Here is a 26,005-nt window from a genome sequence, read left to right as displayed (position 1 = left end):
ACGACCTGATTTCATCGGGGATTCGGTCAAGGGGAACAGCGGGAAATGTAGAATGACATTGCGAGGCATTATTATTTGTGCTTGAAGAAGCCATAGATAAATACGAACAAGGGCCAGAGGAGCGAGCCGGCGAAGCGCATTTCGCCGCGGCTGCTGTTTTGGCATTGCGCCGAGTGGGCAGAGGCCGTGAAATCCGGCATCCGTGAGTAGATGGGTAACAGAATGACCAATGGGCCTGCGGGCAAGCTGCGCGCGACATTTTTCCACTTCTCTCTCGCCGCACTTCTGAGCGCTTTTGTGCTGGCCTCCCCGCTGCATGCGCAGGAGGCGCCTGCGGGCGACGGATTTGGCCAGGAAGAGAGCCTGACGCCGCTGGACGGCGCGGCGACGGAAGACGCCATCGGCATTTCCGAAGACCTGACAGCCGAGGAGCTGGCGGCGATGGGCGAGACGGAGGCGCTGCCCGACGATCTTTCGCCCTGGGGCATGTTCCTCGCCGCCGACATTGTCGTCAAAGCAGTGATGATCGGGCTCGTCTTCGCTTCGATCGTCACCTGGACGATCTGGCTGGCGAAGAACACGGAGATTGCACGGGCGCGCAGCCGGGCGAAAAGCGGCTTTGCCGCGCTTGCCGCTTCGAAGACGCTGGACGAGGCGGGAGAAAAACTTCGCTCGGCGAAAGGCCCGGTGCAGCAACTGGCGCAGGCGGCGATACACGAAATGCAGCTTTCGGGCACCGCGCCCGACAAGGAAGGCGTGAAGGAACGCATTGCATGGCGCTTCCAGCGCATCGAGGCGAACACGGCGCGTGAAATCGGCATCGGCACGGGCGTGCTTGCGACCATCGGCGCGACGGCGCCTTTCGTCGGGCTGTTCGGTACCGTCTGGGGCATCATGAACAGCTTCATCGGCATCGCGCATACTCAGACGACGAACCTTGCGGTGGTGGCGCCCGGCATCGCGGAAGCCCTGCTCGCAACGGGGCTCGGACTTGTTGCCGCCATTCCCGCCGTTGTGATCTACAACTCGTTCTCGCGCGCCATTGCCGGCTACCGCGCCATCGTTGCCGACAGTTCGGCGGAGCTGCTGCGCCTCGTCAGCCGCGACCTCGACCACGGCCGCGAACAACGGCTCGCCAAGGCGGCGGACTGAGCCATGGCTGTCCGTCTCGATCACGGCGACGACGACCTCGCCGAAACGCATGAAATCAACGTCACGCCGTTCATCGACGTGATCCTCGTCCTGCTCATCATCTTCATGATCGCGGCACCGCTGGCGACCGTCGACATTCCGGTTGACCTGCCGGCGGCGAATGCGGAGCCGCAGCCGCGCCCGACCGAGCCGATATTCCTCTCGGTGAAGTCCGATCTCAGCGTGGCGCTGGGCGAGGAAACGGTGCCGCCGGGCAGCCTCGGCGCCGCGCTCGACGCGCAGACGCAGGGCGACCGCGAGCAGCGCGTGTTTCTCCGCGCCGACAAGAGCGTTGGTTATGGCGACCTGATGCAGGTGATGAACGATCTTCGCGCCGCCGGTTATCTCAAGATCGCACTTGTGGGGCTCGACGCTTCGGAAGCGCCATGACGGCAGCCAACGGAGCGGAGGGCACAGGCCTGACAGGCGTCAGGCCGGCATGGCGTGCCGGCGCGATATTCGCGCTCGCGGCTCATGCGAGCGTTGCCGCCGCTGTGGTGTTCTGGCCGTTCGGACATCAGGCGCCGCCCGAAGTCGCTTCGGCGATCAGCATCGAGCTTGCGCCCGTGGTGAGCGCGCCGCCGCAGCCACCGACGGAAGCGCCGCCCGGACCGCAGATGGAGGAAACGCCGCCGGAGGAAACGGTGGAGCCGGAAATCCTGCCGGACCCGCCGCTGCCGCGCATCGAACCCGCCGAGCTGCCGCCGCCGCCGGAAAAGACGCCCGAGGAAAAGCCCGAGCCGGTGCGCGAGGTGCAACTCGAAACGACTGCGCCGCAATCGTCGCCCGCGCCGAAGGCGGAGACAGCGGCAGCGCCCGTCAACGCGCCGCCCAGCGCCGCCGAAATGCGCGCCATGCCGACCTTCCAGCAATTGCTGCTGGCGCATCTCGAGCGCCACAAGAAATATCCGCGCAACGCCAGGCGGCGGGCGCAGGAGGGAACGGCGCAGCTTTATTTCGAAATGGACCGCGAGGGCCGCGTGATCGAATACAGGCTGGCGGCGAGCTCCGGCCATGTGCTGCTCGATGAGGAAGTGCTGGCGATGCTGAAGCGCGCCGAGCCCCTGCCCGCTCTGCCGGCGGAGATTCCCGGCAAGACGAAAAGCTTCCGCGTGCCTGTGGTGTTCAACCTGAACTGACGCGGGCTCAGGGCGCGAGCACCACTTTCATCACATTGTCCAGCTTGCCGTCGAAAATCCGGTAGGCTTCCGCGCCATCCTTCAGCGACATTCTGTGGGTGATGAATTTTTCCGGCGTGAGGCGGCCCGCCTGCACGAGCGGGATCAATTCCGGCCAGTGGCTCTGAACGAAACAACCCGCGACGCGGAAAGTGAGCGACTTGTTGAAGGCGGTCCAGAGCGGATATTTGAAGGCCTGGTTCTGGTTCGCGCCGAAGACGGAGATGCTGGCATTTCGGCCGGCGACGGCGATGGCGAGTTCAATCGTCTTGTCGATGCCGACGGCTTCGACCGAACATTCGACCATCGCGCCGTCCGTCGCCTCGCGGACTTCCTCGATGGCGGTTTCGGGCGAAAGCGGGATTGCGCCGAGCGCCGCCGCCGCATCGCGGCGCTCCTTCACGAGGTCGATGGCGAAGACGCGCGCGGCGCCGAGCACAAAGGCCGACTGCACGGCCATGAGACCGATGGGACCGAGGCCGACAATCGCAACCGTCTTGCCGGGCCCGATATCGGCGTTCTTCGCACCCATATAGGCGGTAGGCAGATTATCCGTCAGCAGGAGCGCCTGATCGGTGGAGATGCCTTCCGGAATGCGCGTTGCATTGTTGTCGGCCCAGGGAATGGCGATGCCTTCGGCCTGACAGCCCTGAAGGTTGGTGCTGAGGCCATAACAGCCCCATATCTGCTTCGCGCATTTCGCCGGCGTGCCGGCCCGGCAGGCGGGACAACGGCCGCAGCCGCCGGAGCGGACGGCTGCCGACATCATCACCTCGTCGCCGACCTTCAGCGTCCGCACGTCGCGGCCGACCTCCACCACCTCGCCGACTGCTTCATGGCCGACACAATAGCCGGTGTCCTTGGAGAAGCCGTGGCCGTGATAGATGTGGAGGTCGCTGCCGCAGATGCCGCAGGACTTCATCTTCACGATGGCGCCGTCCTGACCCATCAACACGGGGTCTGGAAAGTCGTCGTAGCGGATGTCTCTTTCACCGTGATAGCCGAGCGCCTTCATGTCGTTGCTCCAGTTCAGGAAAGGATGAGGCCGCCATCGACGATGAGCGTCTGTCCGTAAATATAGGAAGAAAGCGGCGAGGCAAGAAAGAGCGCCGCACCCGCCATGTCCTCCGGCGTGCCGAGGCGGCCGGCGGGAATGCCGCGGATTGCCATTTCGCGGCGCTTCGGGTCTTCAGTCGTCACCTTGGTGAGCTTGGTATCCACGAGGCCGGGGGCGATGCCGTTCACGCGGATGCCATCCGTCGCCCATGCCTCGCCCAGCGTGCGCGTGAGGCCGACGGCGCCCGTCTTCGAGGCGTTGTAGGCGGGATTGCCGCGCGTCGCATGGAAGCCGGCCGTGGAGCTGACGGTAATCAACGCGCCTTTCGCGGCGGCGAGCATGTCGTGGAATTTTATCGCGCAGGCCATGAGGCTGTTGAGGTTGACGTCCATCACCTTCTGAAAGCCATCCATCTTGAATTCGCCGCGCTTGTAGATGACCGTGCCCTGGCAAAGCACAAGAATGTCGAGCTTCGCGAAGGGCGGCCGATATGCTTCGATGGCATCGAAATCGGCCACGTCCATATGGGCATAATGGAGGCCGGTCATGTCCGACCCTTCGCTGCCTTCGTAATCCTTCGCGGATTGCCTCGTACCCCATACATGCACTTCGGCGCCGCGCGTCCGATAGGCGTGGGCGATGCCATTGCCGATGCCGCTGGAGCCGCCAACGACGAGCGCCGTTTTGCCCGAGAAATCCAGATCCTTCATGCCGTTTCCCTCTTCTTTCAATATTCAGCCGATCCAGCGGAGCGCGCGTTCGAACAGACCGATGGTGCTCGCGTGGAGCTGGTCGCCGGTTTCCTTCGGTGCCTTGCCTTCGCAGGCGCGCGCATAGGTTCCCTCGAGAATGATGCCGAGCTTGTAGCAGGCGAGGACGCCGTACCAGCCTATGTGGCTCATGTCGCGCGAGGTGCGGGCCGCATAATGGGCGACAAGTTCATCCGCAGACGGAAAGCCATCCCATGGCGTGACACCCACCGCGCCGCCGCCACGCGGCGCATCGCCCTGCGGCCAGGTCGCCATGAGCCAGCCGAGATCAAGCAGCGGATCGCCAATCGTCGTCAGCTCCCAATCGACGATGGCGGCGAGTTCGCCGCTATCCTTGCGGAACATGACGTTGGCGAGGTGATAGTCGCCATGAATGATGCCGGGCCGAAATGTTTCCGGGCGGTTTTCTTCCAGCCAGCGCGCAACTTTCCCAACGCCGGGAATGCCGCCCGGCCCCGGCCATGACGGAAATTCGCGGTAGCTTTCGAGCTGTGCCTGCCAGCGCGCGACCTGGCGCTCCAGATAATTGTCGGGCTTGCCGAAGCCTGTCAGCCCCACTTTCTCGTAATCGACGGCGCCAAGCGCGGTTATGCCTTCGACAAGGGAGAGGCCCATGCGATGGCGGATGGCGGGATCTCCCGCATGGAGCGGCGGGAGCGCGACCGTCGGATTGAAGCCCTCGACCGGCTCCATCAGGTAGAAGGCGGCGCCGATGACATCTTCTTCAGGGCAGGCCGCGATCAGCCTCGGATGCGGCACATCCGTATCGGCGATGGCGGCGAGCATGCGCGCCTCGCGGCGCATGGTTTCATTCGAGTTCTTGCGAAGATGCGGCGGCGGGCGGCGGAGCACATAAGGACGGGCGTCTCGCACGAAGCGAAGCAGAATATTCTGCGTGCCGCCGCCGAGCAGCTTTGCATCCTCGATGGGCCCCGAGCCCAGCTCCTCACCATCCATCCAGCGCGCGAGCGCGTCGAGATCGACCGGCATTTTTTCGGTCATAGCCTGTCACCTCCCCGGCATCGGCCGATCCGGACTTATCATAAGCCGCCGCACTTCTCCAACAGGGCAGCAAGACGCCTGCCCGCGCGGCGCAAGGACGCTACGGAAAGAGATACCGGACGCGGAACGCGACCGAGAAAAGCGCACCGATTATGCAACAAATAGTTCGAGACACTTGCGGAGAACCGCTTCGGCTTCCAACATCGGACAAAAGATAAAGAAGGACAGCAGGGAGGCCGGCGAAATGAACGAGACATACGACCTGATCGTCGTCGGAGGCGGCATCGGAGGTTCCGCGCTTGCCGCGACGATGGCGAAAGCGGGCCACCGCGTTCTGCTGCTCGAAAAAAGCACCGTCTATGAAGATCACGTGCGCGGCGAATGGATTGCGCCGTGGGGCGTTGCGGAGGTAAAGCGGCTTGGACTCTATGATCTACTCGTAGGCTCGGGCGGACATCACCTCGCCAAGCATGTCAGCTATGACGAGACGCGCGCGCCGGAAGCAGCGGAGGCCGAACCATTACCGCTCGACATGTTCGTGCCGGGCGTTCCGGGGCCGCTTTGTCTCGGCCATCCGAAACATTGCCAGACACTTTATGACGAGGCGCTGCGCGCGGGCGCGACGGGCTTGCGCGGTGTGAACGTGACGAAGACCGAACCGGGCATGAAGCCGCGCGTTGAATTCGTGCATGACGGCCAGACGCGGCAGGCGGAGGCGAAGCTTGTCATCGGTGCGGACGGGCGGGCCTCGGCTGTGCGGGCAGCTTGCGGCATCGAGCTTCATCAGGACAAGCCGCATCACATGTTCGGCGGATTGCTGGTCGAAGGCGCGGATGGCTGGGACGCGACGAAACAGGCGATCGGCACGGAAGGCGACTTCGCCTTTCTCGCCTTTCCGCAAGGCGGAGGCCGCGTACGCGTCTATGGCAACTATTCGCTGAATGAACGGCGGCGCTTTGCCGGCGAGAACGGGGCACGCGACTTCCTCGAAGCTTTCCGCATGAAATGCGCACCGGAGAACAAACATCTCGCCGATGCCAAGCCGGCCGGACCGCTGCTCAGCTATTTCAACAATGATTCCTGGACCGATGCTCCTTTCGTGCAGGGCGCGGTACTTGTCGGCGATGCGGCGGGGTGGAACGATCCGATCAACGGGCTCGGGCTTTCGATCACTTACCGCGATGTGCGGATGGTGAGTGAGCTGCTGAAGGAGAACGAAGAATGGGGCCCCGCGCTCTTCAAGCCTTATGGCGAGGAGCGCTATGAACGGATGCGCCGGTTGCGCTTCGCCGGTCAGCTGCAGGCGACACTCGACGCGGAATTCGGGGAGGAGGCGCGCGAGCGGCGCCGCAGCTACGACGAGCGCAAGGCGGCGAACCCGGCGCTCGGCGCACATGCTTTCGCAATCATGGCGGGGCCCGAGACGCTGCCGCCCGAGATGTTCACCGAAGAGCACCGCGCAAATGTGCTCGGCACGCGCGTGAAGGGAGAGGTCGAATGAGTGTCGATATCGAGAGCTTCAACGCAAGCTGGCTTGCAAAGTGGAGCGAGAAGGATGTGGCCGGGCTGCTGAAATTCTATTCGGCGGATACGGTTTACCGCGATCCGCAGGTGCCGGACGGGCTGAAAGGCGAGAAGGCGCTGGGCGACTATCTCAAGCAGCTTTTCGACAACACACCGCCGATGCATTACGCACCGCACGAGACATGGAAGACGGCGAACGGCTTTTGCGGCCGCTGGTATTGCACGATCTCCGCGCCTGACGGGACGAAGAGCCTGATGCGCGGTTTCGACCTCGTGGTGCTGGAAGGCGACAGGATAAAGCTCAACGAGGTCTATGTGCATAATGTGACGGCGATACCCGAATAATAAGAAACCTGGAGGTCCCAATGGGAGAGGTATCGGAACTGCCGATCGTCGGCTGGACGAAGATCACGCCGGAATGGATGACCGCTGTGCTGCGCGGGGCGGGACACGAGGCGACGGTGGCGGAAATCTCCGGTCAGCGCGTGGGCACGGGCCAGGTTGGCGAGAGCGTGCGCTTCGCGCTCACTTACAATGGGGATGCGAAGGGCGCTCCCGCCACGGTGGTCGGCAAGTTTCCCTCGCCCGACCCCGAAAGCCGCGCGACCGGCGTCAATTTCGGAAACTATATCCGTGAGGTGAATTTCTATCGGCATCTTGCGGACAGCGCGGGCTTGACCACGCCTGTCTGCCTGCATGCCGATGTGGACCCGGAGACGAGCGACTTCGTGCTTATCATGGAAGACCTCGCGCCCGCACAGCCCGGCAACCAGCTGCGCGGCACGTCGCTTGCCGAGACGAAACTTGTGCTGGAAGAAGCTGCGAAATTTCATGCCTCGCACTGGAACGATAATGCGATGGACGACATCCCGTGGCTCTTCGAAACGAAGGCAGCGCCGCGCCGCACCGAACCGAACCTGATCGGCCTTCTCTGGAAAGGCTTTCGCGAGCGCTACGGCGCGCGCATTCCCGCCGACTGCGTCGAGATCGGCGAGGCAATCACCCGGAACTTCCATCATTTCAAGGACGGCTATGACGGGCCGAAATGCCTCACGCATAACGACTTCCGGCCGGACAACATGATGTTCGGGACAGCAGAGGGCGGCTATCCGGTGGCCGTGGTCGACTGGCAATCTGTCGGTTTTGGCTGCTGCATGGCCGACGTTTCCTATTTTCTGAGCGGCGCGATGAAGCGAGAGGACCGCAAGGCGCATGAGCACGAGCTTCTCACGGCCTATCACCGCCGATTGGAAGAGCTCGGGGTTAGCGGCTACTCGTTCGACGAAATGATGAAGCACTATGCGCTTTACAGTTTCTCCCTCTTCAACATGGCCTTTACCGCTTCGATGATCGTCGAGCGGACGGAACGCGGCGACGAAATGTTTTTCCAGATGATGCGCGGCGGCGCGGATCATGTGCTCGATACGAGGGCTCTCGACCTTCTTCCCGATTGAACAGCAAGGAAAGCGGCATGACAGAGACCAGGAAACTGCGGATTGCCATCATCGGCGCCGGCGCTTCCGGCATCATGGCGCTCATCAAGCTGCGGGAAGCGGGGATCGGCGATGTCACTATCTATGAGAAGGCGGACATGCTGGGCGGGACGTGGCGCGACAATCGCTATCCCGGCGTCACCTGCGATGTGCCTTCGCATGGCTATCGCTATTCCTTCGAGCCCAATGCCGAATGGAGCCGCGTCTGCGCGCCGGGAGCGGAAATTCTCGATTACCTGAAGTATGTCGCGCGCAAACACGATGTCGAAGCCGCGATCAGATACGGACACGAGGTTGTCCGCGCCGACTACCGTGACGGCAAATGGCAGATCGAAACGTCGAAGGGACCGCAGGGCGCATTCGATGCCGTCATCACGGCGACGGGCGTGCTGCATCATCCGTCCTATCCCGACATTCCGGGCCTTGAGGATTTCGCGGGCGAGGCGTTTCATACCTCGCGCTGGAAAGACGACGTGGACCTGAAGGGAAAGCGCATCGGGGTGATCGGCACGGGCTCCACGGCGACGCAGATTACCGGCGCGGTGGTGGACGAAGCTGCGTCCTACACGCTTTTCCAGCGGACCGCGCAATGGATCGCGCCGCTGCCGCAGGGCCCGATACCCGAGGAGCAGAAGGCTCTTTTCCGCGCGAGGCCCGAGCTCATGCAATCCGAATATGAGCGCATTTCGCATGAGAATAACTCGAAGTTCGCCGCCGCCATCGTGGGTGCGAATCCGCGCGCCTATGAAAAGCTTGTGGAAGTGTGCCGGGACTATCTCGAGACGGTGCGCGATCCACTGCTCCGGGCGAAACTCACGCCGGATTACAGCGTCGGCTGCAAGCGGCTTATTCTTTCGGAGAATTTCTACGAGGCGATACAGAAACCCAATGCGGAGCTTGTGACCGAGCGGATCGAGCGCTTCGAGGCCGGCGGCATCCGCACGGCGGACGGGCGGCTTCATGAACTCGATGTGATCGTGCTGGCGACCGGCTTCAATACGCACCAGCTGATGCGGCCCATGGAAGTGACGGGGCGCAACGGAAAGACGCTGAACGAAACATGGGAGAAGGGAAACGAGGGCTATCTCGCCGTGACCGTGCCCGGCTTTCCGAACTGGTTCATGATCGGCGGGCCGAACAGCCCGATCGGGAATTTTTCATGGCTGCTGACGGCGGAAAACCAGTTCAATTTCGCCCTGAAGCTGATCCTGCGCCTGCGCGACGGCAACATATCGGAAATCGCGCCGAAACCGGAAGCCGCGAAAGCCTTCAACGAAGCCGTGCGCGCGAAGCTGCCCGACACGGTGTGGGCAACGGGCTGCAAGAGCTGGTACATCGACAAGTTCGGCAACATAGCCTCCTGGCCCTGGACGTTCGAGAAGTTCCAGGAGGATATGAGCGAGCCGGTATGGGACGATTTCGAAGTGGCGTGAGGATCAGCCTCCGAAATTCGGGCGGCGCTTTTCGAGATTGGCCATGATGGCTTCTTTCTGATGCGCGCCGCCCATCAACTTGTCCTGCTCGACGGATTCGGCCAGCAGGATCGCGGCGGCGTCATTGTCCGGCGCGTCGTTGAGGATGCGCTTGGCGGCGCGGATGGCGGACGGGCTCTTGTCGGCAATTTCGCGCGCGACGCTCAGTGCCTCGGCATAAGGGTCGTTGCAGAGCCGCGTCGCAAAGCCATAAGCCAGCGCATCGTCGGCCTCGAAGATGCGGCCCGTATAGGTGAGGTCGCGGATGATGTCCTCGCGCGCGAGGCCCTTCATCAGGAACATGCCGGCCATGTCGGGCACGAGGCCCCATTTGATTTCCATGACCGAGAAGCGCGTGCCGGGCGCGACGAAGCGCATGTCGGCACCGAGCGCGACCTGAAAGCCGCCGCCAAAGGCAACGCCATGAACGGCCGCGATGACCGGAACCGGAATGTCGCGCCAGACGAGCGCCGCATATTGCGCCCGGTTCGCTATGCCGTGCGTGCGCGGCGCGAGGCGGCCGGTGACGCTCGATTCCTTCGCGGGTGCACTTTCGCTGCTGGCCATGCGGCCGAAATTGCTCATGTCGAGGCCGGCGCAGAAGGCGCGGCCTTCGCCGGAGATGACGACGGCGCGCACGGCGCTGTCGGACTTCAGCTTTTCGCCGGTTTCGAGCAGCGCCATGAACATCGCGTCGTCCAGCGCGTTCATCTTGTCGCTGCGCACGAGGCGCACATCGGCGACGCCGTCCGTGATTGTCGTCCTGATGCGATCTTCCATGAGCCGAGCCTCCCGATTGTTTTTCGTATTCAGTTGCAAGAGTCATAACGGGCCGGCGGACGAATACAAGGCCGCGGCGCAGACCGGCCTATTCCCCGACGTCACGATAGAAGAAGGATGCCGTCACCACGCCAATGACGAGCGCGATGCCGAGAAAATCGAGCCAGACCCACTCGGCATCGAAGGGAAGCGGCACGCCCGCGAGGCGGAGCAACGCTTCCGCGCCCACGACCAGCGCCGCGCCCGCCGCGCATGTGAGGACATGCGCGGCGATGCGACGGTGTGTAAGGCGCCAGGTCATGTTCCCTGTCAGGCCGCCAGCAGGCCTTCGAGGCGCTTGCGGATGATCGTCTCCGCTTCCGACATCATGCGGTCGATCAGTTCCTTGCAAGTCGGGACGTCATGGATGAGCCCGGCGACCATGCCGCAGCTCCAGGCGCCGGCGTCCATGTCGCCTTCCTGCATGACGCGCGGATAGACGCCTCCCACGAGTTCGCGAATATCCTCAATGCCGAGGCTTGCACCCTTCTCGCGCTCGATCTCGACAATCTTTTCGACCGCCGGATTGGTCAGCACGCGCTCCGTGTTGCGGAGCGGGCGCATGATGAGACGTGTATCGAGTTCGCTGGCGGCGATCAGTGCCTTCTTTACATTCTCATGCACCGGCGCTTCCTTCGTGGCGATGAAGCGCGTGCCCATGTTGATGCCGTCGGCACCGAGCGCCAGCGCGGCGACGAGCTGCGAGGCGGTGCCCATGCCGCCGGAAGCGACGAAGGGAATTTTCAGTTCTTCCGCCGCGCGGGGCAGCAGGATCATGTTCGGGATGTCGTCCTCGCCCGGATGGCCGCCGCATTCGAAGCCGTCGACGCTGACGGCGTCGCAACCGATGCGCTCGGCCTTCAGCGAATGGCGGACGGAGGTGCATTTGTGGATGACCTTGATGCCCGCTTCTTTCATCGCCGGCATGTAGGCTTCGGGGCTGCGGCCCGCCGTTTCCACGATGCGGACACCGCCGTCGATGATCGCCTTGATGTATTCCGGGTAGGGCGGATTGGCGAAGCCGGGCAGGAAGGTGAGGTTCACGCCGAAGGGCTTGTCGGTCATCTTGTTGCACTTCGCGATTTCCTTCGCGAGCGCTTCCGGCGTCGGCTGGGTGAGGCCGGTGATGATGCCGAGGCCGCCCGCATTGGACACGGCCGCCGCCATTTCGGCGAGACCGACGAAATGCATGCCGCCCTGGATGATCGGGTGCTGGATGCCGAAAAGCTCTGTAATGCGCGTCTTCATATCATTCTCTCCCGGGTGCCCCTGGCTGCGTGACGATGCGCCGAAACGGGTTGGTTTGCGTTCTGCCCGGACGATAGCCCTAACGGCGCGACGGTGGAACTCGTCCCGAGGCAATCTCTCGTTCAAAAGCGAACAACCGGGTGACGGACCTTGCCACCTGCCGCAACGGAAGAATGCCGGTTTCTCTGTCTTGAGTATTGACATGGTGAGTGTCAATATTGTGCCGGGCACTAACCGACGCAAAGGCAGGAGCGGCCAGCATGCAAGTTATCAACGAGGTCTTCCCCACCGATCCGGAGCACATCAAGCAGATGATGGAGCCGGGACCCGAAGGGCCGATCTTCATGGTCAACCTGCTCAAGTTCAAGGAGCGGGCGGAATACAAGGACGGGCGGGCAAGCGACCTCAGCGGGCGCGACGCCTATATGATCTATGGCCGGGCGGTGAGCGAGCTATTGCCAAAATTCGGCGGCGGGCCCGTTTTTGCGGCCGATGTCACATTCCTCGCGCTGGGACAGGCGGAGGAATTGTGGGACGAGATCGCCATCGCCACCTATCCGAACCGGCGGGCGATGATCGAAATGTCGATGTCCGCCGAGTGGCAGGAGATCGCGGTGCATCGCGATGCGGGGCTCGCGGGCCAGCTCAATATCGAGACGGTGTTGCAGCAGGGCTTCGACTCGCCGCTTGCCGCTATGATGAAAGGCATCACGAAGGGAAATCGCTGATGGTGCATACGCCCAAGGCGGAAGACGGGCGGAAGCTTCGCAGCGAGGAAAGCCGGCGCAAGATCGTTGAAGCGCTGTTCGAGATCACGCGCTCCGGAACGATGGCACCGAGTGCGGCGCAGGTTGCTGAGAAGGCCGGCGTCGGCGTGCGCACGGTCTTTCGTCATTTCGAGGAGATGGACAGTCTTTACAGCGAAATGTCGGAGCAGGCCGCGGCGCGCATCCTGCCGGTCGTGAGGGCGCCCTACACTGCCAGCACCTGGCGCGGCCGGCTGGACGAGCTGCTCGAGCGGCGTTTCGGCATCTATGAGGAGATGCTGCCAATCAAGATGGCCGGCGACATCTACCGGTTCCGATCGTCCTTCCTGATGCAGGACTATCAGTACTATCTGCAGGTGGAGCGCGAGACGCTTTACGAGGTGTTGCCCGCGCGCGTCGCGAGAAACAAAAAACTCACGGAAACGCTGCTGCTGCTGGCGAGCTTCCAGACATGGCGCCAGTTGCGGCAGGACCAGGATCTGAGCTCCGGGGAGGCCGCGGAAGCGATCCGGGCGGCCGTCGGCCAGCTTACCGAATAGCACCCGGTCTTGACCCTGCATGTTATGTCACACATAGTGCCAATAATTTAACAGCGAAAATGGGGTGGGGAAATGAACGGGCTCAAGAAGTGGCAGGCCTATGCGCTGGCGGGCGTGGTGGCGCTCGTGGCGATTGCCGGAACGGCCTATGCCTTCCGCAAGGACATGGTCCTCTATTTCGTGGCGACGCGGGCGCGGGATGCGACTGTCGTCGAGCCCAATCGTGAAATCGTCTGGGATCAGGGACCGGCGGTCGCGGCGGAGCCCGCAGGCAACCGTCCGCCCAATATCGTCGTCATCCTCGCCGACGATCTCGGCTTCAACGACATCAGCCATTTCGGTGGCGGCATCGTGCCGACGCCCAACATCGATTCCATTGCCAGGGGCGGCGCGAACTTCACCTCCGCCTATTCCGGCACAGCCGCCTGCGCGCCTTCACGCGCAATGATCATGACCGGCCGCTACGGCACGCGCACCGGCTTCGAGTTCACACCCACGCCGCCCGGCATGACGCGCATCGTCGACATGTTCTACAATGACGGCACGCGAACCCATGAGATGCTCGTCGACCGCGAAGCGGCGGCGAAGGCCCCGCCCTTCAGGGAACAGGGCCTGCCGGGCTCGGAGATCACGCTGGCGGAAGCACTGAAACCCAAGGGCTATCACAACATCCATATCGGCAAGTGGCATCTCGGCAATGCGCCTGAGTTTCTGCCGAACGCGCAGGGCTTCGACGAAAGCGTCATGCTGGAGAGCGGCCTCTTCCTGCCGGAAGACAGCCCGGACGTCGTGAACGCCAAGCTGCCCTTCGATCCCATCGACCAGTTCCTGTGGGCACGCATGCAGTATGCGACATCCTACAATGGCAGTGCATGGTTCGAGCCGAAGGGTTATCTCACCGACTTCTATACGGACGAGGCGATCAAGGCGATCGAGGCCAATCGCAACCGGCCCTTCTTCCTCTATCTCGCGCATTGGGGCGTGCATACGCCACTGCAGGCGTCGAAGGCGGATTACGACGCGCTGTCGCATATCGAGGACGAGCGCCTGCGGGTCTATGCGGCGATGATCGTCGCGCTCGATCGCAGTGTCGGCCGAGTACTGCAATCGCTGAAGGAGAACGGGCTTGAAGAGAACACGCTGGTGATCTTTTCCAGCGACAACGGCGCGCCGGGATATATCGGCCTGCCGGATGTCAACAAGCCCTATCGCGGCTGGAAGCTGACTTTCTTCGAAGGTGGCATCCGCGTACCGTTCTTCGCGAAGTGGCCGGCGCGCATTCCGGCCGGTACCGAGCGCACGACGCCTGTCGCACATCTCGACATGTTCCCGACCATCGTGGCGGCGGCCGGGGGCGAGCTGCCGGCAGACCGCGTGATCGACGGCATTGATCTCCTGCCCTATGCCGCGCGGGGCGAAAAACCTGCGCCGCGTCCGATCTTCTGGCGCGACGGTCATTATCAGGCGGTCCAAGCCGATGGCTGGAAGCTGCAGATGGCGGAGCGGCCGAACAAGACCTGGCTCTTCAACCTCAAAACCGATCCGACCGAGCAGAACAATGTCGCGGACGAGAACCCGGAAAAGGTCGCCGAACTGAAGGCGCTGGTCGAGGCGCATAACGCAACACAGCGGGAACCGCTTTTCCCGGCGGTGGCCGAAATGCCGGTGACCGTCGACAAGACGCTGGAAGAGCCGGTGACCGAAGACGACGAATATATCTACTGGCCGGGCTGAGGCCCTACGCGACTAGACCGCTTCGAGAAGGGCGACCGTGCCCTGCCCGCCATCGGCGCAGACCGAGACGATGGCGCGCGATCCCTTGGCCATGGCGGATAGCTCCTTCACCGCCTGGCTGAGAATGCGCGCGCCCGTCGCGGCGAAAGGATGACCGATGGCCGTCGAGCCGCCGTTCGGATTGAAACGGTCCCACGGAAATTCACCGAGGTCGACATCGACGCGGGCCTTCTCGCGGCGATAGGCGGGATCGGACGCCATCTTGACGTTCGCGGCGGCCTGCGCGGCGAAGGCTTCGTGAATTTCCCAAAGCGCGATGTCCTTGAACTTGAGACCGTGACGCGCAAGGAGGCGAGGGATCGCGCGCGCGGGCGCCATGAGGATGCCTTCGTCGAGACGGAAATCCATCGCGGCGATTTCCCAGTCGACGAGCTTCGCGGCATAGGCGCCGCCGAGGCGCGCGAGGCCTTCCTTGTCGGCCACCCAGAGCGACGACGCACCGTCCGTCAGCGGAGAGGAATTGCCGGCGGTGAGCGAGCCGTTCACGGGATCGAAGGCGGGCTTCAGGGCGGCGAGGCGTTCGGCACTGGTGTCGCGGCGCGGGAAGGTGTCGTGGTCGACATCGCCGAAAGACAGAACGAGATCGGAGAAGAAACCCGCATCCTGGCCCGCGACCGCGCGCTGGTGGCTCCAGAGCGCGATCCTGTCCTGCTCCTCGCGCGTGATGCCGAAGCGCTTGATCGTGTCTTCGGTGTGCTCGCCCATGGAACGGCCGCTGATGCGGTTGGCCCAGCCGCGCACTGGAAGGTTGTAGTCGTCGGGCGTCACGCTTGAGAGCGTCTTCAGTGCGGCTTCCGGGTCTTTCGGGAATTGCGCGAAGATCGTATCGGCGACGGAGGATTTCAGCGCGAGGGGCACATGGCTCATCGTTTCCACGCCGCCGATGAGTGCGAGATGCGTGCCGCCGCGACCGACCATGCCGGACGCCTGAATGGCCGAGCCGAAGCTCGTCGAACAGGCCATCACAGTAGAGAAGGCCGGGATCTCCGGGTCGAGGCCGGCTTCAAAGACAAGCTCCCTGCCGATATTCGAAATCGTCGGATCGGGGATGACCTGACCCCAGATCAGAAAATCCGGCCGCGCCTTCGCCGCCATCGCGGCGGCAACCGGCCGGGAGAGATCGAGCGCGGTATATTTGGCGAAGGCGCCTCCGGCCTTGACGAAGGGAGTACGCAAACCCGAGGAGAAATAGACATCCTGCATGGGAAACTCCTTTGACCCGCGATATGGAAATACCCTCGTCAATATGGGGAGAGGTGTTGACGGACGCTTGTACAAAAAGCATGCATCGAGAGTTCACCGATGGACCGGGCATCCCGCCCCCCATGCCATCGCGGGCCCTCTCTCCGGCAAAGCGGGCCGGAGGCGCAGATCTAGCCTGCTTTCGGACGCAACGGGATGATGCCAGGCCTTGCGTTTCGGGCACGCAACGCCGCTACTTCCGCCAGCAGCGCTTGCGGGCTGAACGGCTTGGTGAGTATGGGGGCATCCCGAAAGGCCGGAGGCAATGCTTCAGCGCCGTAGCCTGTGGCGAAGGCGAATGGGATCCCCTTGCGGGCCAGAGCGACGGCTATTTCATCAACCGGTTCGCCCGACAGGTTGGCATCGACGAGAGCAATATCGAAGACCTTGTCCGCGATGAGCTGCCGGGCTTCCTCTATCGTGGCGGCCAGACCGACAACTTCACAGCCCGCCGAAACAAGATGCGATTCCGTATCCATTGCGATGAGCGGCTCGTCTTCTATGAGCAGTACCCGCGTACCTCTCAGGTCGCGGCTCGAAGCCTCAGCTGCTGTCCGCCTGTGGCCCTCTTCCATGAAGGCGGCTACCACGGAGCCGGCCCGGCCCGCCTCCTCGGACTGCGGCAGAGGCAACCCGATTTGACAGGAAATACCGTCGGCGCCGTAGTGGATCGACGCCTCGCCGCCATGCGCTTCGACGGTACGCTGGATGAGGATGGTCCCAAATCCATGCGATGTCGGAACCCGCACGTTCCTGACGCCGCTTTCCTTCCATTCGAGCACAAGTTTTCGCTCGTCTTGAATGTCTAGCCTCCATTCGATCGAAAGATGTCCGTCCGCGATCGACAAGGCTCCGTATTTACGGGCATTGGTGGCAAGTTCATGCAGCACAAGCGCGACTTGCACCGCGACCCGCGGCTCAAGCCTCACATAAGGCCCGGAGCAGGAGACGCGCGCTCCTTCGGTATCGCCCAGCACGACCTGCTCCCTCACGATACCGGCAACGTCCGCGCCGGACATCTGACCTTGCACGAGAAGCTCATGCGCACGGCCGAGGGCTTCCACGCGCCCGTTGAAGCTCGTGACGAAATCGCTCGGACTGGCGGCTTTCTGAAGCGACTGGCTGGCAATTGCCTGAATGGTCGCCAGCGTATTCTTGACGCGGTGATTCAGCTCATCGAAGAGCAGCCGCTGCATTTCCTCGGCGCGCTTTCGTTCGGTGATGTTGCGCGCCACTTTGGAGGCGCCGACCACCTTTCCGCTTCCGTCGATCAGCGGTGAGACGGTGAGCGATATATTCAAAAGAGTGCCGTCTTTCGCGACGCGCACTGTGTCGTAATGCTCGATGCGTTCACCGCGCTGGATTTTCGCGAGAATGTCCTTCTCTTCGTCCTGCAGATCGGGGGGAATGATGCGCAGGATCGACTGTCCGATAATCTCCTGCGGCTCATAGCCGAAAATCCGGGTCGCCCCCGCGTTCCAGGAGGTGATTTTGCCGGTCAGAGTCTTGCTGATGATCGCATCGTCCGAAGAGGAGACGATCGCGGCCAATTGTGCGCGCTCCGCTTCAGCCTCTTTCCGGTCCGCGACTTCGACCAGCAGGTTGATCGCGCCGGTGACGCGGCCGGCTTCATCTCTCAGCAGTGTCGGATAAGGGAGGAAGAGGACGCGCGTGCCGTCCGGCCGCTCCAAGACGGCCTCCACGCCGCGCACCTCGCGCTGCTCGCGCAGAGTAATGGCCATCGGGCATTCATCATGCGGCAAGGGCCGCCCATCCGGCCAGAAGAGCCGCCAGGATCCGCACCACATGCTGGTGCCGAGCTCGGGCCTGTGACCCCACAAGGCGGCGGCCGCTTCGTTATAAAAGGTGATGCGCCCTTCGGCGTCGGTCGTATAGACCGCTACAGGGAGAGCCTGGAGCAAATTGCCGTCGGAAATCATCTCCGCTTCCTAATGCTACGAGACTGAAAATGTTCTGAATGCCTCCGGCGCGCGCTTCCACAGGCGGCACCGTGAGCCAAGCCATATGCTTGCACTAAAACCGCCAGTATACCCAAGAAAAAACCCACCGTTCCGTGGGATTTTGTCGAAGGAATCATGTTCCCGATTACGGGGGCAGCGAGCAAAAGGCGGGAGAAATGGTGCGCCCGGAACGATTCGAACGTCCGACCCTCAGATTCGTAGAAAGATTTTGGCGCTTTTCATAACTGAACATAGTGTCGCCACAAGTGAATTTTCTTGTTGAAAATCAGATAGTTATAAGAATATACTGGAACATACGAAATCGTCCCTACACGGCCGATGTGAGAGCCTAGGCGGAGCCTAAGAATGCGCCTCACCGACATTTCGCTGAAGACTTTGCAGCCTCCTGTCAAGGGGCAAGTGACGTATGCCGACGACACCTTGCCCGGCTTCGGTGTGCGGGTATCGCAGGGCGGCGTCAAATCGTTCGTTGTCGTTCACGGACGCAATCGCAAGCGGACGACGATCGGCCGTTACCCTACGATCAGTCTCCAAGATGCGAGGAAGGCAGCAAAACAGATACTTGCCGAACGCACGCTCGGCAAACATGAGGCTCCGCCGATTGATTTTGAAGCCGGCCTCAAGCTGTTCCTCGCGGCACATTTCCCTGAGAACTATCCAAAGCCGCGAACGCGGGCCGAAACCAAACGCCAGCTCGAAAAGCACTTTCTTCCATCTCTTCGTCACGAGAAGCTGGAGCATATTCAGGCGCGGGAAATTTCCCGGATCATCGACAAGATGCACAAAACTCCTGGTGAGGCCCGTCATGCGTTTGCTGTGATCCGACTGTTCTTCAACTGGGCATTCCGGCGAGGCTATGTTGATCGCAGCCCGTGCGAACGACTTCAGGCGCCAAAACAATCGCTGCCACGAGACCGCGTCCTTACCCAAGACGAAATCAGGACCGTTCTCGGTCACGCCAGGGAAAGGGATACGACATTCAACAGTATCGTTCAGCTGCTTCTGCTGACCGGACAGCGCAGGGGCGAGATCGCATCACTTCAGGCGGACTGGATCGACTTTGACAGCCGAACGATCACTCTGCCCGCCACGGTTACCAAGAACAAGCGTCAACATGCTTTTCCATTCGGTGAGATGGCGGAAGTAATTCTGAAGCGTGCATTATTGCAAGCGCAGCAATCAAGAGAAGAGCGCCGGGAATACGAGGACGCGGACGAGAAGGCTCTCCTCCTCTTCCCTGCTCGCGGAAAGCATACGGCTTTCGACGGATGGTCAAAGGGAAAGCCGAACTTCGACAAGGGATGCCCGATAGATCACTGGACGCTACACGATCTCAGGCGTACATGCGCGACCAATCTTGCCGCGCTCGGCGTTCCCGTTCATGTAACCGAGAAGCTCCTGAATCATATTTCGGGAACGACAAGCGGGATCGTCGCGGTCTATCAACGGCATGCTTATATGGACGAGATGCGCGATGCCATAGAGCGATGGGAACTGCACTTGCGCTCGCAATAGCAATGTCGAACCGGCCTGATCGAGGTTCGGTGGGGTTTCCGGCGTATCGCCGAACGAAATATCGCCGAAGTTAGCGAAATCGTGGCGACCTGCTTCGGTGAGCTTGACACCTTCGAGCCGGTGTCGCGCGCGGAGTTGAAACGCTGCCTGCGTAACGACAGTGTCCTGGTCCTCGACGTCCGCCCGCGCGACGAGTTCGAAGCGGGGCATATGCCCGGTGCGGTCAATGTGCCGCCGTCCGAACTCGATGCCCGGCTTTCGAGCCTGCCGGTGGACCGCGAGATTCTCGTCTATTGCCGGGGCCCCTACTGCGTTCTGGCATTCGAAGCCGTCGCGTTGCTGCGGGCGGGAGGCTTTCATGTACGGCGGCTCGAAGACAGATTTCCGGAATGGAAGGCTGTGGGTCTCAAAGTGGAGGCGGCCTGACGCAATCCCGCGCCGTCGCCCCTTTTTGTCCAGATGAGCGTTGAGCTTCCGCGAGATATCTCTTGCAGCTGTTCCCTTGTGTGATCGTCGTTGTCGTTCAACCGGCAGTGCCGGCATCGCCTTTCAATAGCCCCATGCCGTGGACGATCGCGTAGATCGCCGGGATCACGACGAGGGTGAGGATGGTGGAGGACACCATGCCGCCGATCATCGGCACGGCGATGCGCTGCATCACCTCGGCGCCGGTGCCGGTCGCCCAGAGGATCGGCAGCAGGCCCGCCATGATGGTGATGACCGTCATCATTTTCGGCCGCACGCGCCCGACGGCGCCCTCCATGATCGCGCCGTTGAGATCGGCGCGGGTGAAGGCGCGGCCCTCGGCCGCGGCGAGCGCCTTCGCGTCGCGAAGCGCGTGGTCGAGATAGAGCAGCATCACGACGCCGGTTTCGGCAGCGACGCCCGCCAGCGCGATGAAGCCGACGGCGGCAGCGACGCTCATGTTGAAATCGAGCGCCGCCATCAACCAGAGCCCGCCGACCAGCGCGAAGGGCAGCGACAACATCACGATGAAGGTCTCGGTCAGGCCTTTGAAGTTGAGATAGAGGAGCAGGAAGATCACCAGCAGCGTGACCGGGATGACGACGGCAAGACGCTGCTGCGCGCGGGCCAGATATTCGAACTGGCCGCTCCAGGCCACCGTGTAGCCGGGCGGCAGCGCGACTTCGCTTGCGACCACGCGCCGCGCCTCGCCGACATAGCCGCCGAGATCGCGGTCGCGGATATCGACAAAAACATAGACGACCGGCTGGCCGCTTTCGGTGCGCACCATGGTGGGGCCGCGCGCCCGCGCGATGTCGGCGATCTCGCCGAGCGGCACTGCGGCGCCGGCGGGCGTCGTGACGAAAACCTCGCGCGCGATCGCGTCCGGATCGACGCGGGAGGCCTGGGGATAGCGCAGCACCACGTCATAGCGCTCGCGCCCCTCGACCGTGGTGGTGAGAGCTTTCGCGCCCAGCGCCATCGCGATCGTCTCCTGTACCGTCTCCATCGAGAGGCCGTGCCGGGCGATGCGGTCGCGGTCGGGCTTGATGTCAAGGAAATAGCCGCCATTGACGCGCTCGGCATAGGCCGACGAGGTGCCGGGAACGGCGCGCAGGGTGGCTTCGATTTCGCGGGCGATCCGTTCGAGCTCGACGAGATCGGGCCCGAAGATCTTGACGCCGACCGGCGTGCGGATGCCGGTCGAGAGCATGTCGATGCGGGCCTTGATGGGCATGGTCCAGGCATTGGAGACGCCCGGAAACTGGAGCGCGGTGTCCATTTCGGCAATCAGCCTGTCGAGGTTCATGCCCGGCCGCCAGTCGCTTTCGGGCTTCAGGTTGATGATGGTCTCGAACATTTCCATCGGCGCGGGGTCGGTCGCGCTGTCGGCGCGGCCCGCCTTGCCCCAGACCGAGGCGACCTCGGGAAAGGAGGCGATGATCCGGTCCTGTGTCTGCAGAAGTTCGGCCGCCTTCGTCACCGAAAGGCCCGGCAGCGTCGTCGGCATGTAGAGGAGCGTTCCCTCGTTGAGGTTCGGCATGAATTCCGAGCCGATGCGGCTGAGCGGCACCACCGTGACGGCGAGCACGACGACGGCAGCGAGGATGGTGGCGCCGCGGGCGCGCAGCACCAGCCGGATCACCGGCCGGTAGAGCCAGATCAGCGCCTTGTTGAGCGGATTTTCGGCCTCCGGCACGATCCGGCCGCGGATGAAGAGCGTCATCAACACCGGCACCAGCGTGATCGAGAGAAGGGCGGCTGCCGCCATCGCGAAGGTCTTGGTGGCGGCGAGCGGCTTGAAAAGGCGGCCTTCCTGCGCCTCCAGCGTGAAGATCGGCAGGAAGGAGACGGTGATGATCAGCAGGCTGAAAAAGAGTGCCGGGCCCACTTCCTGCGCCGCCTCGATGACGACGGCGGTGCGCGAGGCGCCGGGCGGCGCATGTTCGAGTCGCTTGTGGGCGTTTTCGATCATCACGATCGCCGCATCGACCATGGCGCCGATCGCGATCGCGATGCCGCCGAGGCTCATGATGTTGGAGGGGATGCCGAGCACATGGGTGGCGGCAAGCGCCATCAGAATGCCGACCGGCAGCGTGACGATGGCGACAAGCGCGCTGCGCGCGTGCCAGAGAAAGAGAAAACAGACCAGCGCCACGACGATGCTTTCCTCGACGAGCGTGCGCACCAGCGTGTCGATGGCGCGGCCGATCAGCGCCGAACGGTCATAGACCTCGACGATTTCGGTGTTGCCGGGCAGGCTCGGCGCAACGGCCGCAAGCTCCCGTTTGACGTTTTCGATGACGTCGAGCGCATTGGCGCCATGGCGCTGCAGGGCGATGCCGGAAACCGCCTCGCCCTCGCCGCCCATTTCGGCGACGCCGCGCCGCTCGTCGGGTGCGAGTTCGACGCGCGCCACGTCGCGCAACAGAAGCGGCGTGCCGCCCTCGGCGCGGAGCACGATCTTCTCGATGTCCTCGATGCCGGCGAGATAGCCGCGGCCGCGGATCATGAATTCGGTTTCGGCAAGCTCGATGGTGCGGCCGCCGACATCCATGTTGCTGGTGCGTACCGCAGCGGCGATATCGGCCAGCGTCAGCCCCGTGCTTTTCAGCAGCAACGGATCGACGATGATCGCATATTGCCGGACGAAGCCGCCCACCGTTGCGACTTCGGCGACGCCGTCGGCGCGCGAGACGGCGAAGCGAACCTGCCAGTCCTGCAGCGAACGGAGTTCGGCGAGGTTCAGCTCCGAGGATTTCAACGCATATTGATAGACCCAGCCGACGCCGGTCGCGTCCGGCCCGAGCGAGGGCGTCACGCCGTCGGGCAGGCGTTCCGCCGCCGCGCTCAGATATTCGAGGACACGGCTTCGCGCCCAGTAGAGATCGGCGCCGTCCTCGAAGACGACATAGACGAAGGAAACGCCGAAGAAGGAAAAGCCGCGCACGACACGGGAGCGCGGTACGTTGAGCATTGCGGTTGTGAGCGGAAAGGTCACCTGGTCCTCGACGACCTGCGGCGCCTGGCCGGGATAATCGGTGACGATGATGACCTGCGTGTCCGACAGGTCCGGTATCGCATCGAGCGGAATGTGCGCAATCGAATAGATGCCGGCGACGATCGCAAAGAGCGTACCGATCAGCACCAGAACGCTGTTGCGCGCCGACCAGCCGATGATGCCCGCGATCATGGCGCCACCGGTTCGGCGGTGAAGGCCGAAAGCGCGGTCTGGAGATTGCTCTCGGCATCGATCAGGAAGATGCCGGAAGTGACGATCTCCTCACCGGCGGCTAGACCTTCCCTGATTTCGACATCGGCGCCGGCGCGGGCACCGAGACGAACATCACGCGGTTCGAAGAGCCCGTTGCCGCGCGCGACGAACACAACCTGACGGGTGCCATCATCGATGACCGAGGCAACCGGTACCGCAAGAGCCGGTCCGCCGCCGACCAGTGTGTCGATCTCGACGCTCACGAAATGTCCGAGCTTGAGGCGCCCATCCGCATTCGGCACAACCAGCCGGACCCGGCCCGAGCGGGTCGCCATGCCGATATCGGGATAGACGAAATCGACAATCGCTTCGCGCGTATCTCCGGGCATTGCCGGCATCGACAATCGCGCGGTCTGGCCGGGCCTGACAAATGCAAGATCCTGTTCGGCGATTTCAACCATCACCCAGAGCGCCGAGAGATCGGCGATCTTGAAGAGCGTATCGCCGGCCGAAAAGCGCATGCCGTCGAGCGAGGGCTTTTCGATGACGGTGCCGCCGAGCGGCGCGTCGAAAGTCACCACCCGTGCCGGCGCGCGCGTGCGTGCCATTTCCGCGATGACGGCGCTGGAAATGCCGAAGAGGCGAAGATTTTTCGCGGCACGTTCGACATCGCTGCCGCCACGCGACAGCGCCGAGAGGTAGTCGGCCTGTTTGCGCAGCAGCTCGTCGCTTTCGATCCAGGCTGTCAGCAGCGGCTCGCCGGCCGTCACCGTGCCGCCGGTGGTGCGGACATCGAGACGTTCGACGAAGCCGTCGAAGCGAGCCGTTACCAGCGCGACGCGGGCCTCGTCCGCCATCACGGTGCCGGCGCCGCGGACCGCGCGGACAAGGTCGCGGCGTTCGACCGGCGCCGTCCTGACGCCGGCGCGCTGCATCTTTTCGAGGCCGACGCGAACGGTGCCCGCGGGGCCCGCGAAATCGTCCTCATAGACGGGAATGTAATCCATCCCCATCGAGTCCTTTTTCGGCACCGGCGATATGTCGGGCAGGCCCATCGGGTTGCGGTAATAACGTATCTTGCGCTCCCCTGCCGCTGGCGTGGCAGGGGTTGCGTCGGCCTTTTTCTCGACGGCTGTGTAGATAACGATGCCCTTGACGGGCGCCGGCACGCCGTCGATTTCCGCCTCGATCGTGAGCGCCCATCGACCGGCCATCACGATCTTCGTTTCGAAAACGATGACATCCGGCGCGTCGGCCGGAACCGGCTTGAGCGGCGTATCCATCATCGCCATGCCGTCGGGGCCCATGTCGAGCCGCGTCGAGACGATGTCGATATCCCCGGCCGGCACGGGCTTGCCGCTCGGGTCATGCAGCCGGACCTCGATCCGGACGCGCTCGCCGACCGGTATTTCCTCCGACACGGCCTCGAACTTGTAGGTCTGAGATTGGGCGCCGGCGATACTCCATACGCCGATCGCCGCCACGACCGCCGCAAGCGCAGCGATCGCGAACGCTTTGGGCAAGCGAACCATAAGACTCTCCTGAAGTTGATGTGACAGTTGACGCGCAGCCGAAAGGGCCGCGCCGGTCCGTCACACCGGCTTGGGAGGTCGTCGCAAGGGAGAGGGGGAAAGATCGGCCCGGCTACCATCCGGATCGCGAACCGCTTTGATTGCATGCTCGGCCGGGACAAATCCGGACGCAGCAGCGAGTTGAAGCGGCAGCTTGCCGCAAGCGGTCATGCAGAGGGCCGAACGGTCGCAGGTTGTCGCGTCGGCGCGGTCGCAATCGTCGCAGCAGGGGCCCGCCATATCGCCCGCGCCATGCGCCATATGCGTATGGGCGTCCTCACTGGCCATCGCCTGTGCCGATGCCACCATTTCGAGATCGGTCAATGGCGCCACAACCGTCGTCAGAAGAAACGCAACCGCCAGCGCCGCCGCAAGCCAGCGATGGCGGCGTTTTATGCTTCGGCAGCTGATGGACGTCCTCTTCATGACAACAGGCTAACACAGACATCTTTACGGAGGGCTACACAAAAAAAGTCATCGAAAATGGCCCCTCCCAACCTCCTTCTGACGACAGGAGAGTTTACGGCCACCTCACGACATCGGCGTACCGAAGCCACCGGTTCAAAGTTCTCTTTCGGTTCGGAAACAGGTTCCAAGACATCGAACAAGGCCAACCTGCGATCTCATTGCCGTTCAGCTTGATGGTATTTCAAAGCGACCAGTGTACCGGGCGAAAACAGGTCGACTAGATCGATGAAGAAGCATCAGCGTTTCTTCATCGTATGCCCCAGCCACCAGAAGGTCAGTCCCGGCAGGACGATCCACTGGGCGACCGGCGAGAGACCGGCATCGACGAAGGGGATCACCGGCATCAAGTCGCGATAGGCCCATGCGGCGCGAATCTCGATGTTGAACCATTCGCTGAACAGGGTGTAAGCGAGGCCGATGACGACCGTCGCAATCGCAACGCGCCCATAGCTCTGCGCCGGCCAACGGCCATTGCCGAAAAGGAAAAGCGCCGCCATCAGCGCGGCAAGCGCGATCAGGATGTCGCCGCCTGTGCAATGGAGCGCGGCGAAGACGATCTCGCCTCGCGTTCCGGTCTCCCAGAGCGTGTAGAGCGGCATATGCGCAAACTCCCAGGCGAGATTGCCCAGTGCCATCAGCGCGATGTAGCGCCGCAGGAAAGGGAGCCAGTCGTTCCGGCCGTCGTTGAACATCG

The 26,005-nt window shown here is 62.9% G+C and carries 24 protein-coding genes; 12 read left to right on the top strand and 12 right to left on the bottom strand.

The window, feature by feature from the left end; genetic code table 11:
* Window positions 1–222: 222 nt before the first annotated feature.
* The 3 genes from exbB to PLAV_RS01900 are packed head-to-tail and all read left to right on the top strand — an operon-like array spanning window position 223 to window position 2,330.
* Window positions 223–1,152: a tonB-system energizer ExbB gene (gene exbB / locus PLAV_RS01910; protein WP_011995289.1), complete on the top strand. Its 930-nt coding sequence runs from the start codon at window positions 223–225 to the stop codon at window positions 1,150–1,152.
* A gap of 3 nt (window positions 1,153–1,155) precedes the next feature.
* Entirely contained in the window at window positions 1,156–1,581 is a 426-nt protein-coding gene (gene exbD / locus PLAV_RS01905) for a TonB system transport protein ExbD (protein WP_011995288.1), read from the top strand.
* The gene (locus PLAV_RS01900; protein WP_011995287.1) at window positions 1,578–2,330 is read left to right on the top strand and encodes an energy transducer TonB; all 753 of its coding nucleotides are present in this window, start codon (window positions 1,578–1,580) and stop codon (window positions 2,328–2,330) included. The genes exbD and PLAV_RS01900 overlap by 4 nt, the downstream gene beginning before the upstream one ends.
* Before the next feature lie 7 nt (window positions 2,331–2,337).
* Here PLAV_RS01900 and PLAV_RS01895 read toward each other — a convergent pair whose 3' ends face one another.
* From PLAV_RS01895 to PLAV_RS01885, 3 genes are read right to left on the bottom strand one after another with little or no spacing between them, the layout of a single operon-like run.
* Window positions 2,338–3,384: an alcohol dehydrogenase family protein gene (locus PLAV_RS01895; RefSeq protein ID WP_011995286.1), complete on the bottom strand. Its 1,047-nt coding sequence runs from the start codon at window positions 3,382–3,384 to the stop codon at window positions 2,338–2,340.
* A 14-nt stretch (window positions 3,385–3,398) separates the two neighbouring features.
* The gene (locus tag PLAV_RS01890) at window positions 3,399–4,136 is read right to left on the bottom strand and encodes an SDR family NAD(P)-dependent oxidoreductase (protein ID WP_011995285.1); all 738 of its coding nucleotides are present in this window, start codon (window positions 4,134–4,136) and stop codon (window positions 3,399–3,401) included.
* 24 nt (window positions 4,137–4,160) lie between these two features.
* Window positions 4,161–5,198 carry a phosphotransferase family protein gene (locus tag PLAV_RS01885; RefSeq protein WP_011995284.1) on the bottom strand — a complete coding sequence of 346 codons (1,038 nt, stop codon included), beginning with the start codon at window positions 5,196–5,198 and terminating at the stop codon, window positions 4,161–4,163.
* A gap of 244 nt (window positions 5,199–5,442) precedes the next feature.
* Between PLAV_RS01885 and PLAV_RS01880 the strand changes: the two genes are divergently transcribed.
* From PLAV_RS01880 to PLAV_RS01865, 4 genes are read left to right on the top strand one after another with little or no spacing between them, the layout of a single operon-like run.
* A complete protein-coding gene (locus PLAV_RS01880; RefSeq protein ID WP_011995283.1) occupies window positions 5,443–6,699 on the top strand; it encodes an FAD-dependent oxidoreductase in 1,257 nt (418 codons plus the stop codon).
* Complete coding sequence (locus PLAV_RS01875) at window positions 6,696–7,067, top strand: nuclear transport factor 2 family protein (RefSeq protein ID WP_011995282.1); 372 nt, start codon at window positions 6,696–6,698, stop codon at window positions 7,065–7,067. The genes PLAV_RS01880 and PLAV_RS01875 overlap by 4 nt, the downstream gene beginning before the upstream one ends.
* A gap of 20 nt (window positions 7,068–7,087) precedes the next feature.
* Window positions 7,088–8,176 (top strand): phosphotransferase, encoded by a 1,089-nt coding sequence (locus PLAV_RS01870; RefSeq protein ID WP_011995281.1) that lies wholly within the window; start codon window positions 7,088–7,090, stop codon window positions 8,174–8,176.
* Between the two features lie 17 nt (window positions 8,177–8,193).
* Complete coding sequence (locus tag PLAV_RS01865) at window positions 8,194–9,648, top strand: flavin-containing monooxygenase (protein WP_011995280.1); 1,455 nt, start codon at window positions 8,194–8,196, stop codon at window positions 9,646–9,648.
* Window positions 9,649–9,651: 3 nt separating this feature from the next.
* Here the strand turns inward: PLAV_RS01865 and PLAV_RS01860 are convergent, their stop codons facing one another.
* The 3 genes from PLAV_RS01860 to PLAV_RS01850 form a co-directional block, all read right to left on the bottom strand.
* Window positions 9,652–10,467 (bottom strand): crotonase/enoyl-CoA hydratase family protein, encoded by an 816-nt coding sequence (locus PLAV_RS01860; RefSeq protein WP_011995279.1) that lies wholly within the window; start codon window positions 10,465–10,467, stop codon window positions 9,652–9,654.
* 88 nt (window positions 10,468–10,555) lie between these two features.
* Window positions 10,556–10,768, bottom strand: a complete 213-nt coding sequence (locus PLAV_RS01855; RefSeq protein WP_011995278.1) for a hypothetical protein — start codon at window positions 10,766–10,768, stop codon at window positions 10,556–10,558.
* A gap of 8 nt (window positions 10,769–10,776) precedes the next feature.
* The gene (locus PLAV_RS01850) at window positions 10,777–11,958 is read right to left on the bottom strand and encodes an NAD(P)H-dependent flavin oxidoreductase (protein ID WP_281032309.1); all 1,182 of its coding nucleotides are present in this window, start codon (window positions 11,956–11,958) and stop codon (window positions 10,777–10,779) included.
* A gap of 56 nt (window positions 11,959–12,014) precedes the next feature.
* Between PLAV_RS01850 and PLAV_RS01845 the strand changes: the two genes are divergently transcribed.
* The 3 genes from PLAV_RS01845 (at window position 12,015) to PLAV_RS01835 (ending at window position 14,794) form a co-directional block, all read left to right on the top strand.
* Complete coding sequence (locus PLAV_RS01845; protein WP_011995276.1) at window positions 12,015–12,482, top strand: DUF1330 domain-containing protein; 468 nt, start codon at window positions 12,015–12,017, stop codon at window positions 12,480–12,482.
* Window positions 12,482–13,060, top strand: a complete 579-nt coding sequence (locus tag PLAV_RS01840) for a TetR/AcrR family transcriptional regulator (RefSeq protein ID WP_011995275.1) — start codon at window positions 12,482–12,484, stop codon at window positions 13,058–13,060. The genes PLAV_RS01845 and PLAV_RS01840 overlap by 1 nt, the downstream gene beginning before the upstream one ends.
* A gap of 72 nt (window positions 13,061–13,132) precedes the next feature.
* Window positions 13,133–14,794: a sulfatase-like hydrolase/transferase gene (locus tag PLAV_RS01835; protein ID WP_011995274.1), complete on the top strand. Its 1,662-nt coding sequence runs from the start codon at window positions 13,133–13,135 to the stop codon at window positions 14,792–14,794.
* A 12-nt stretch (window positions 14,795–14,806) separates the two neighbouring features.
* Here the strand turns inward: PLAV_RS01835 and PLAV_RS01830 are convergent, their stop codons facing one another.
* Together PLAV_RS01830 and PLAV_RS01825 are read right to left on the bottom strand one after the other, a co-directional pair.
* Entirely contained in the window at window positions 14,807–16,057 is a 1,251-nt protein-coding gene (locus PLAV_RS01830) for a thiolase family protein (RefSeq protein ID WP_011995273.1), read from the bottom strand.
* A 170-nt stretch (window positions 16,058–16,227) separates the two neighbouring features.
* Window positions 16,228–18,036 carry a PAS domain S-box protein gene (locus PLAV_RS01825; protein ID WP_011995272.1) on the bottom strand — a complete coding sequence of 603 codons (1,809 nt, stop codon included), beginning with the start codon at window positions 18,034–18,036 and terminating at the stop codon, window positions 16,228–16,230.
* 387 nt (window positions 18,037–18,423) lie between these two features.
* On the opposite strand from PLAV_RS01825, the gene PLAV_RS01820 reads away from it, so the two are divergent.
* Window positions 18,424–19,593, top strand: coding sequence for a tyrosine-type recombinase/integrase (locus PLAV_RS01820; protein WP_011995271.1), 1,170 nt, complete (start codon window positions 18,424–18,426; stop codon window positions 19,591–19,593).
* Between the two features lie 81 nt (window positions 19,594–19,674).
* Complete coding sequence (locus PLAV_RS01815) at window positions 19,675–20,019, top strand: rhodanese-like domain-containing protein (protein ID WP_011995270.1); 345 nt, start codon at window positions 19,675–19,677, stop codon at window positions 20,017–20,019.
* Window positions 20,020–20,116: 97 nt separating this feature from the next.
* Here PLAV_RS01815 and PLAV_RS01810 read toward each other — a convergent pair whose 3' ends face one another.
* From PLAV_RS01810 to PLAV_RS01795, 4 genes are all read right to left on the bottom strand, one after another.
* Window positions 20,117–23,251: an efflux RND transporter permease subunit gene (locus tag PLAV_RS01810; RefSeq protein WP_011995269.1), complete on the bottom strand. Its 3,135-nt coding sequence runs from the start codon at window positions 23,249–23,251 to the stop codon at window positions 20,117–20,119.
* Window positions 23,248–24,795 carry an efflux RND transporter periplasmic adaptor subunit gene (locus PLAV_RS01805; RefSeq protein ID WP_206769803.1) on the bottom strand — a complete coding sequence of 516 codons (1,548 nt, stop codon included), beginning with the start codon at window positions 24,793–24,795 and terminating at the stop codon, window positions 23,248–23,250. The genes PLAV_RS01810 and PLAV_RS01805 overlap by 4 nt, the downstream gene beginning before the upstream one ends.
* A 69-nt stretch (window positions 24,796–24,864) precedes the next feature.
* A complete protein-coding gene (locus PLAV_RS01800) occupies window positions 24,865–25,269 on the bottom strand; it encodes a hypothetical protein (protein ID WP_011995267.1) in 405 nt (134 codons plus the stop codon).
* Window positions 25,270–25,547: 278 nt separating this feature from the next.
* Window positions 25,548–26,003 (bottom strand): hypothetical protein, encoded by a 456-nt coding sequence (locus tag PLAV_RS01795; protein WP_011995266.1) that lies wholly within the window; start codon window positions 26,001–26,003, stop codon window positions 25,548–25,550.
* Between the last annotated feature and the right edge of the window lie 2 nt (window positions 26,004–26,005).

Source organism: Parvibaculum lavamentivorans DS-1 (assembly GCF_000017565.1).
Taxonomy (GTDB): Bacteria; Pseudomonadota; Alphaproteobacteria; order Parvibaculales; family Parvibaculaceae; genus Parvibaculum; species Parvibaculum lavamentivorans.
This window is presented reverse-complemented; position numbering and strand designations above follow the sequence as displayed.

Bases quoted from the DNA above. Each gene is read 5' to 3' on its own strand.
- PLAV_RS01860 (WP_011995279.1), bottom strand. From the start codon at position 10,467: ATGGAAGATCGCATCAGGACGACAATCACGGACGGCGTCGCCGATGTG.
- PLAV_RS01855 (WP_011995278.1), bottom strand. From the start codon at position 10,768: ATGACCTGGCGCCTTACACACCGTCGCATCGCCGCGCATGTCCTCACA.
- PLAV_RS01850 (WP_281032309.1), bottom strand. From the start codon at position 11,958: ATGTCAATACTCAAGACAGAGAAACCGGCATTCTTCCGTTGCGGCAGG.
- PLAV_RS01830 (WP_011995273.1), bottom strand. From the start codon at position 16,057: ATGCAGGATGTCTATTTCTCCTCGGGTTTGCGTACTCCCTTCGTCAAG.
- PLAV_RS01885 (WP_011995284.1), bottom strand. From the start codon at position 5,198: ATGACCGAAAAAATGCCGGTCGATCTCGACGCGCTCGCGCGCTGGATG.
- PLAV_RS01880 (WP_011995283.1), top strand. From the start codon at position 5,443: ATGAACGAGACATACGACCTGATCGTCGTCGGAGGCGGCATCGGAGGT.
- exbD (WP_011995288.1), top strand. From the start codon at position 1,156: ATGGCTGTCCGTCTCGATCACGGCGACGACGACCTCGCCGAAACGCAT.
- PLAV_RS01865 (WP_011995280.1), top strand. From the start codon at position 8,194: ATGACAGAGACCAGGAAACTGCGGATTGCCATCATCGGCGCCGGCGCT.
- PLAV_RS01825 (WP_011995272.1), bottom strand. From the start codon at position 18,036: ATGATTTCCGACGGCAATTTGCTCCAGGCTCTCCCTGTAGCGGTCTAT.
- PLAV_RS01800 (WP_011995267.1), bottom strand. From the start codon at position 25,269: ATGAAGAGGACGTCCATCAGCTGCCGAAGCATAAAACGCCGCCATCGC.
- PLAV_RS01870 (WP_011995281.1), top strand. From the start codon at position 7,088: ATGGGAGAGGTATCGGAACTGCCGATCGTCGGCTGGACGAAGATCACG.
- PLAV_RS01810 (WP_011995269.1), bottom strand. From the start codon at position 23,251: ATGATCGCGGGCATCATCGGCTGGTCGGCGCGCAACAGCGTTCTGGTG.
- PLAV_RS01895 (WP_011995286.1), bottom strand. From the start codon at position 3,384: ATGAAGGCGCTCGGCTATCACGGTGAAAGAGACATCCGCTACGACGAC.
- PLAV_RS01795 (WP_011995266.1), bottom strand. From the start codon at position 26,003: ATGTTCAACGACGGCCGGAACGACTGGCTCCCTTTCCTGCGGCGCTAC.
- PLAV_RS01890 (WP_011995285.1), bottom strand. From the start codon at position 4,136: ATGAAGGATCTGGATTTCTCGGGCAAAACGGCGCTCGTCGTTGGCGGC.
- PLAV_RS01820 (WP_011995271.1), top strand. From the start codon at position 18,424: ATGCGCCTCACCGACATTTCGCTGAAGACTTTGCAGCCTCCTGTCAAG.
- exbB (WP_011995289.1), top strand. From the start codon at position 223: ATGACCAATGGGCCTGCGGGCAAGCTGCGCGCGACATTTTTCCACTTC.
- PLAV_RS01875 (WP_011995282.1), top strand. From the start codon at position 6,696: ATGAGTGTCGATATCGAGAGCTTCAACGCAAGCTGGCTTGCAAAGTGG.
- PLAV_RS01840 (WP_011995275.1), top strand. From the start codon at position 12,482: ATGGTGCATACGCCCAAGGCGGAAGACGGGCGGAAGCTTCGCAGCGAG.
- PLAV_RS01835 (WP_011995274.1), top strand. From the start codon at position 13,133: ATGAACGGGCTCAAGAAGTGGCAGGCCTATGCGCTGGCGGGCGTGGTG.
- PLAV_RS01900 (WP_011995287.1), top strand. From the start codon at position 1,578: ATGACGGCAGCCAACGGAGCGGAGGGCACAGGCCTGACAGGCGTCAGG.
- PLAV_RS01845 (WP_011995276.1), top strand. From the start codon at position 12,015: ATGCAAGTTATCAACGAGGTCTTCCCCACCGATCCGGAGCACATCAAG.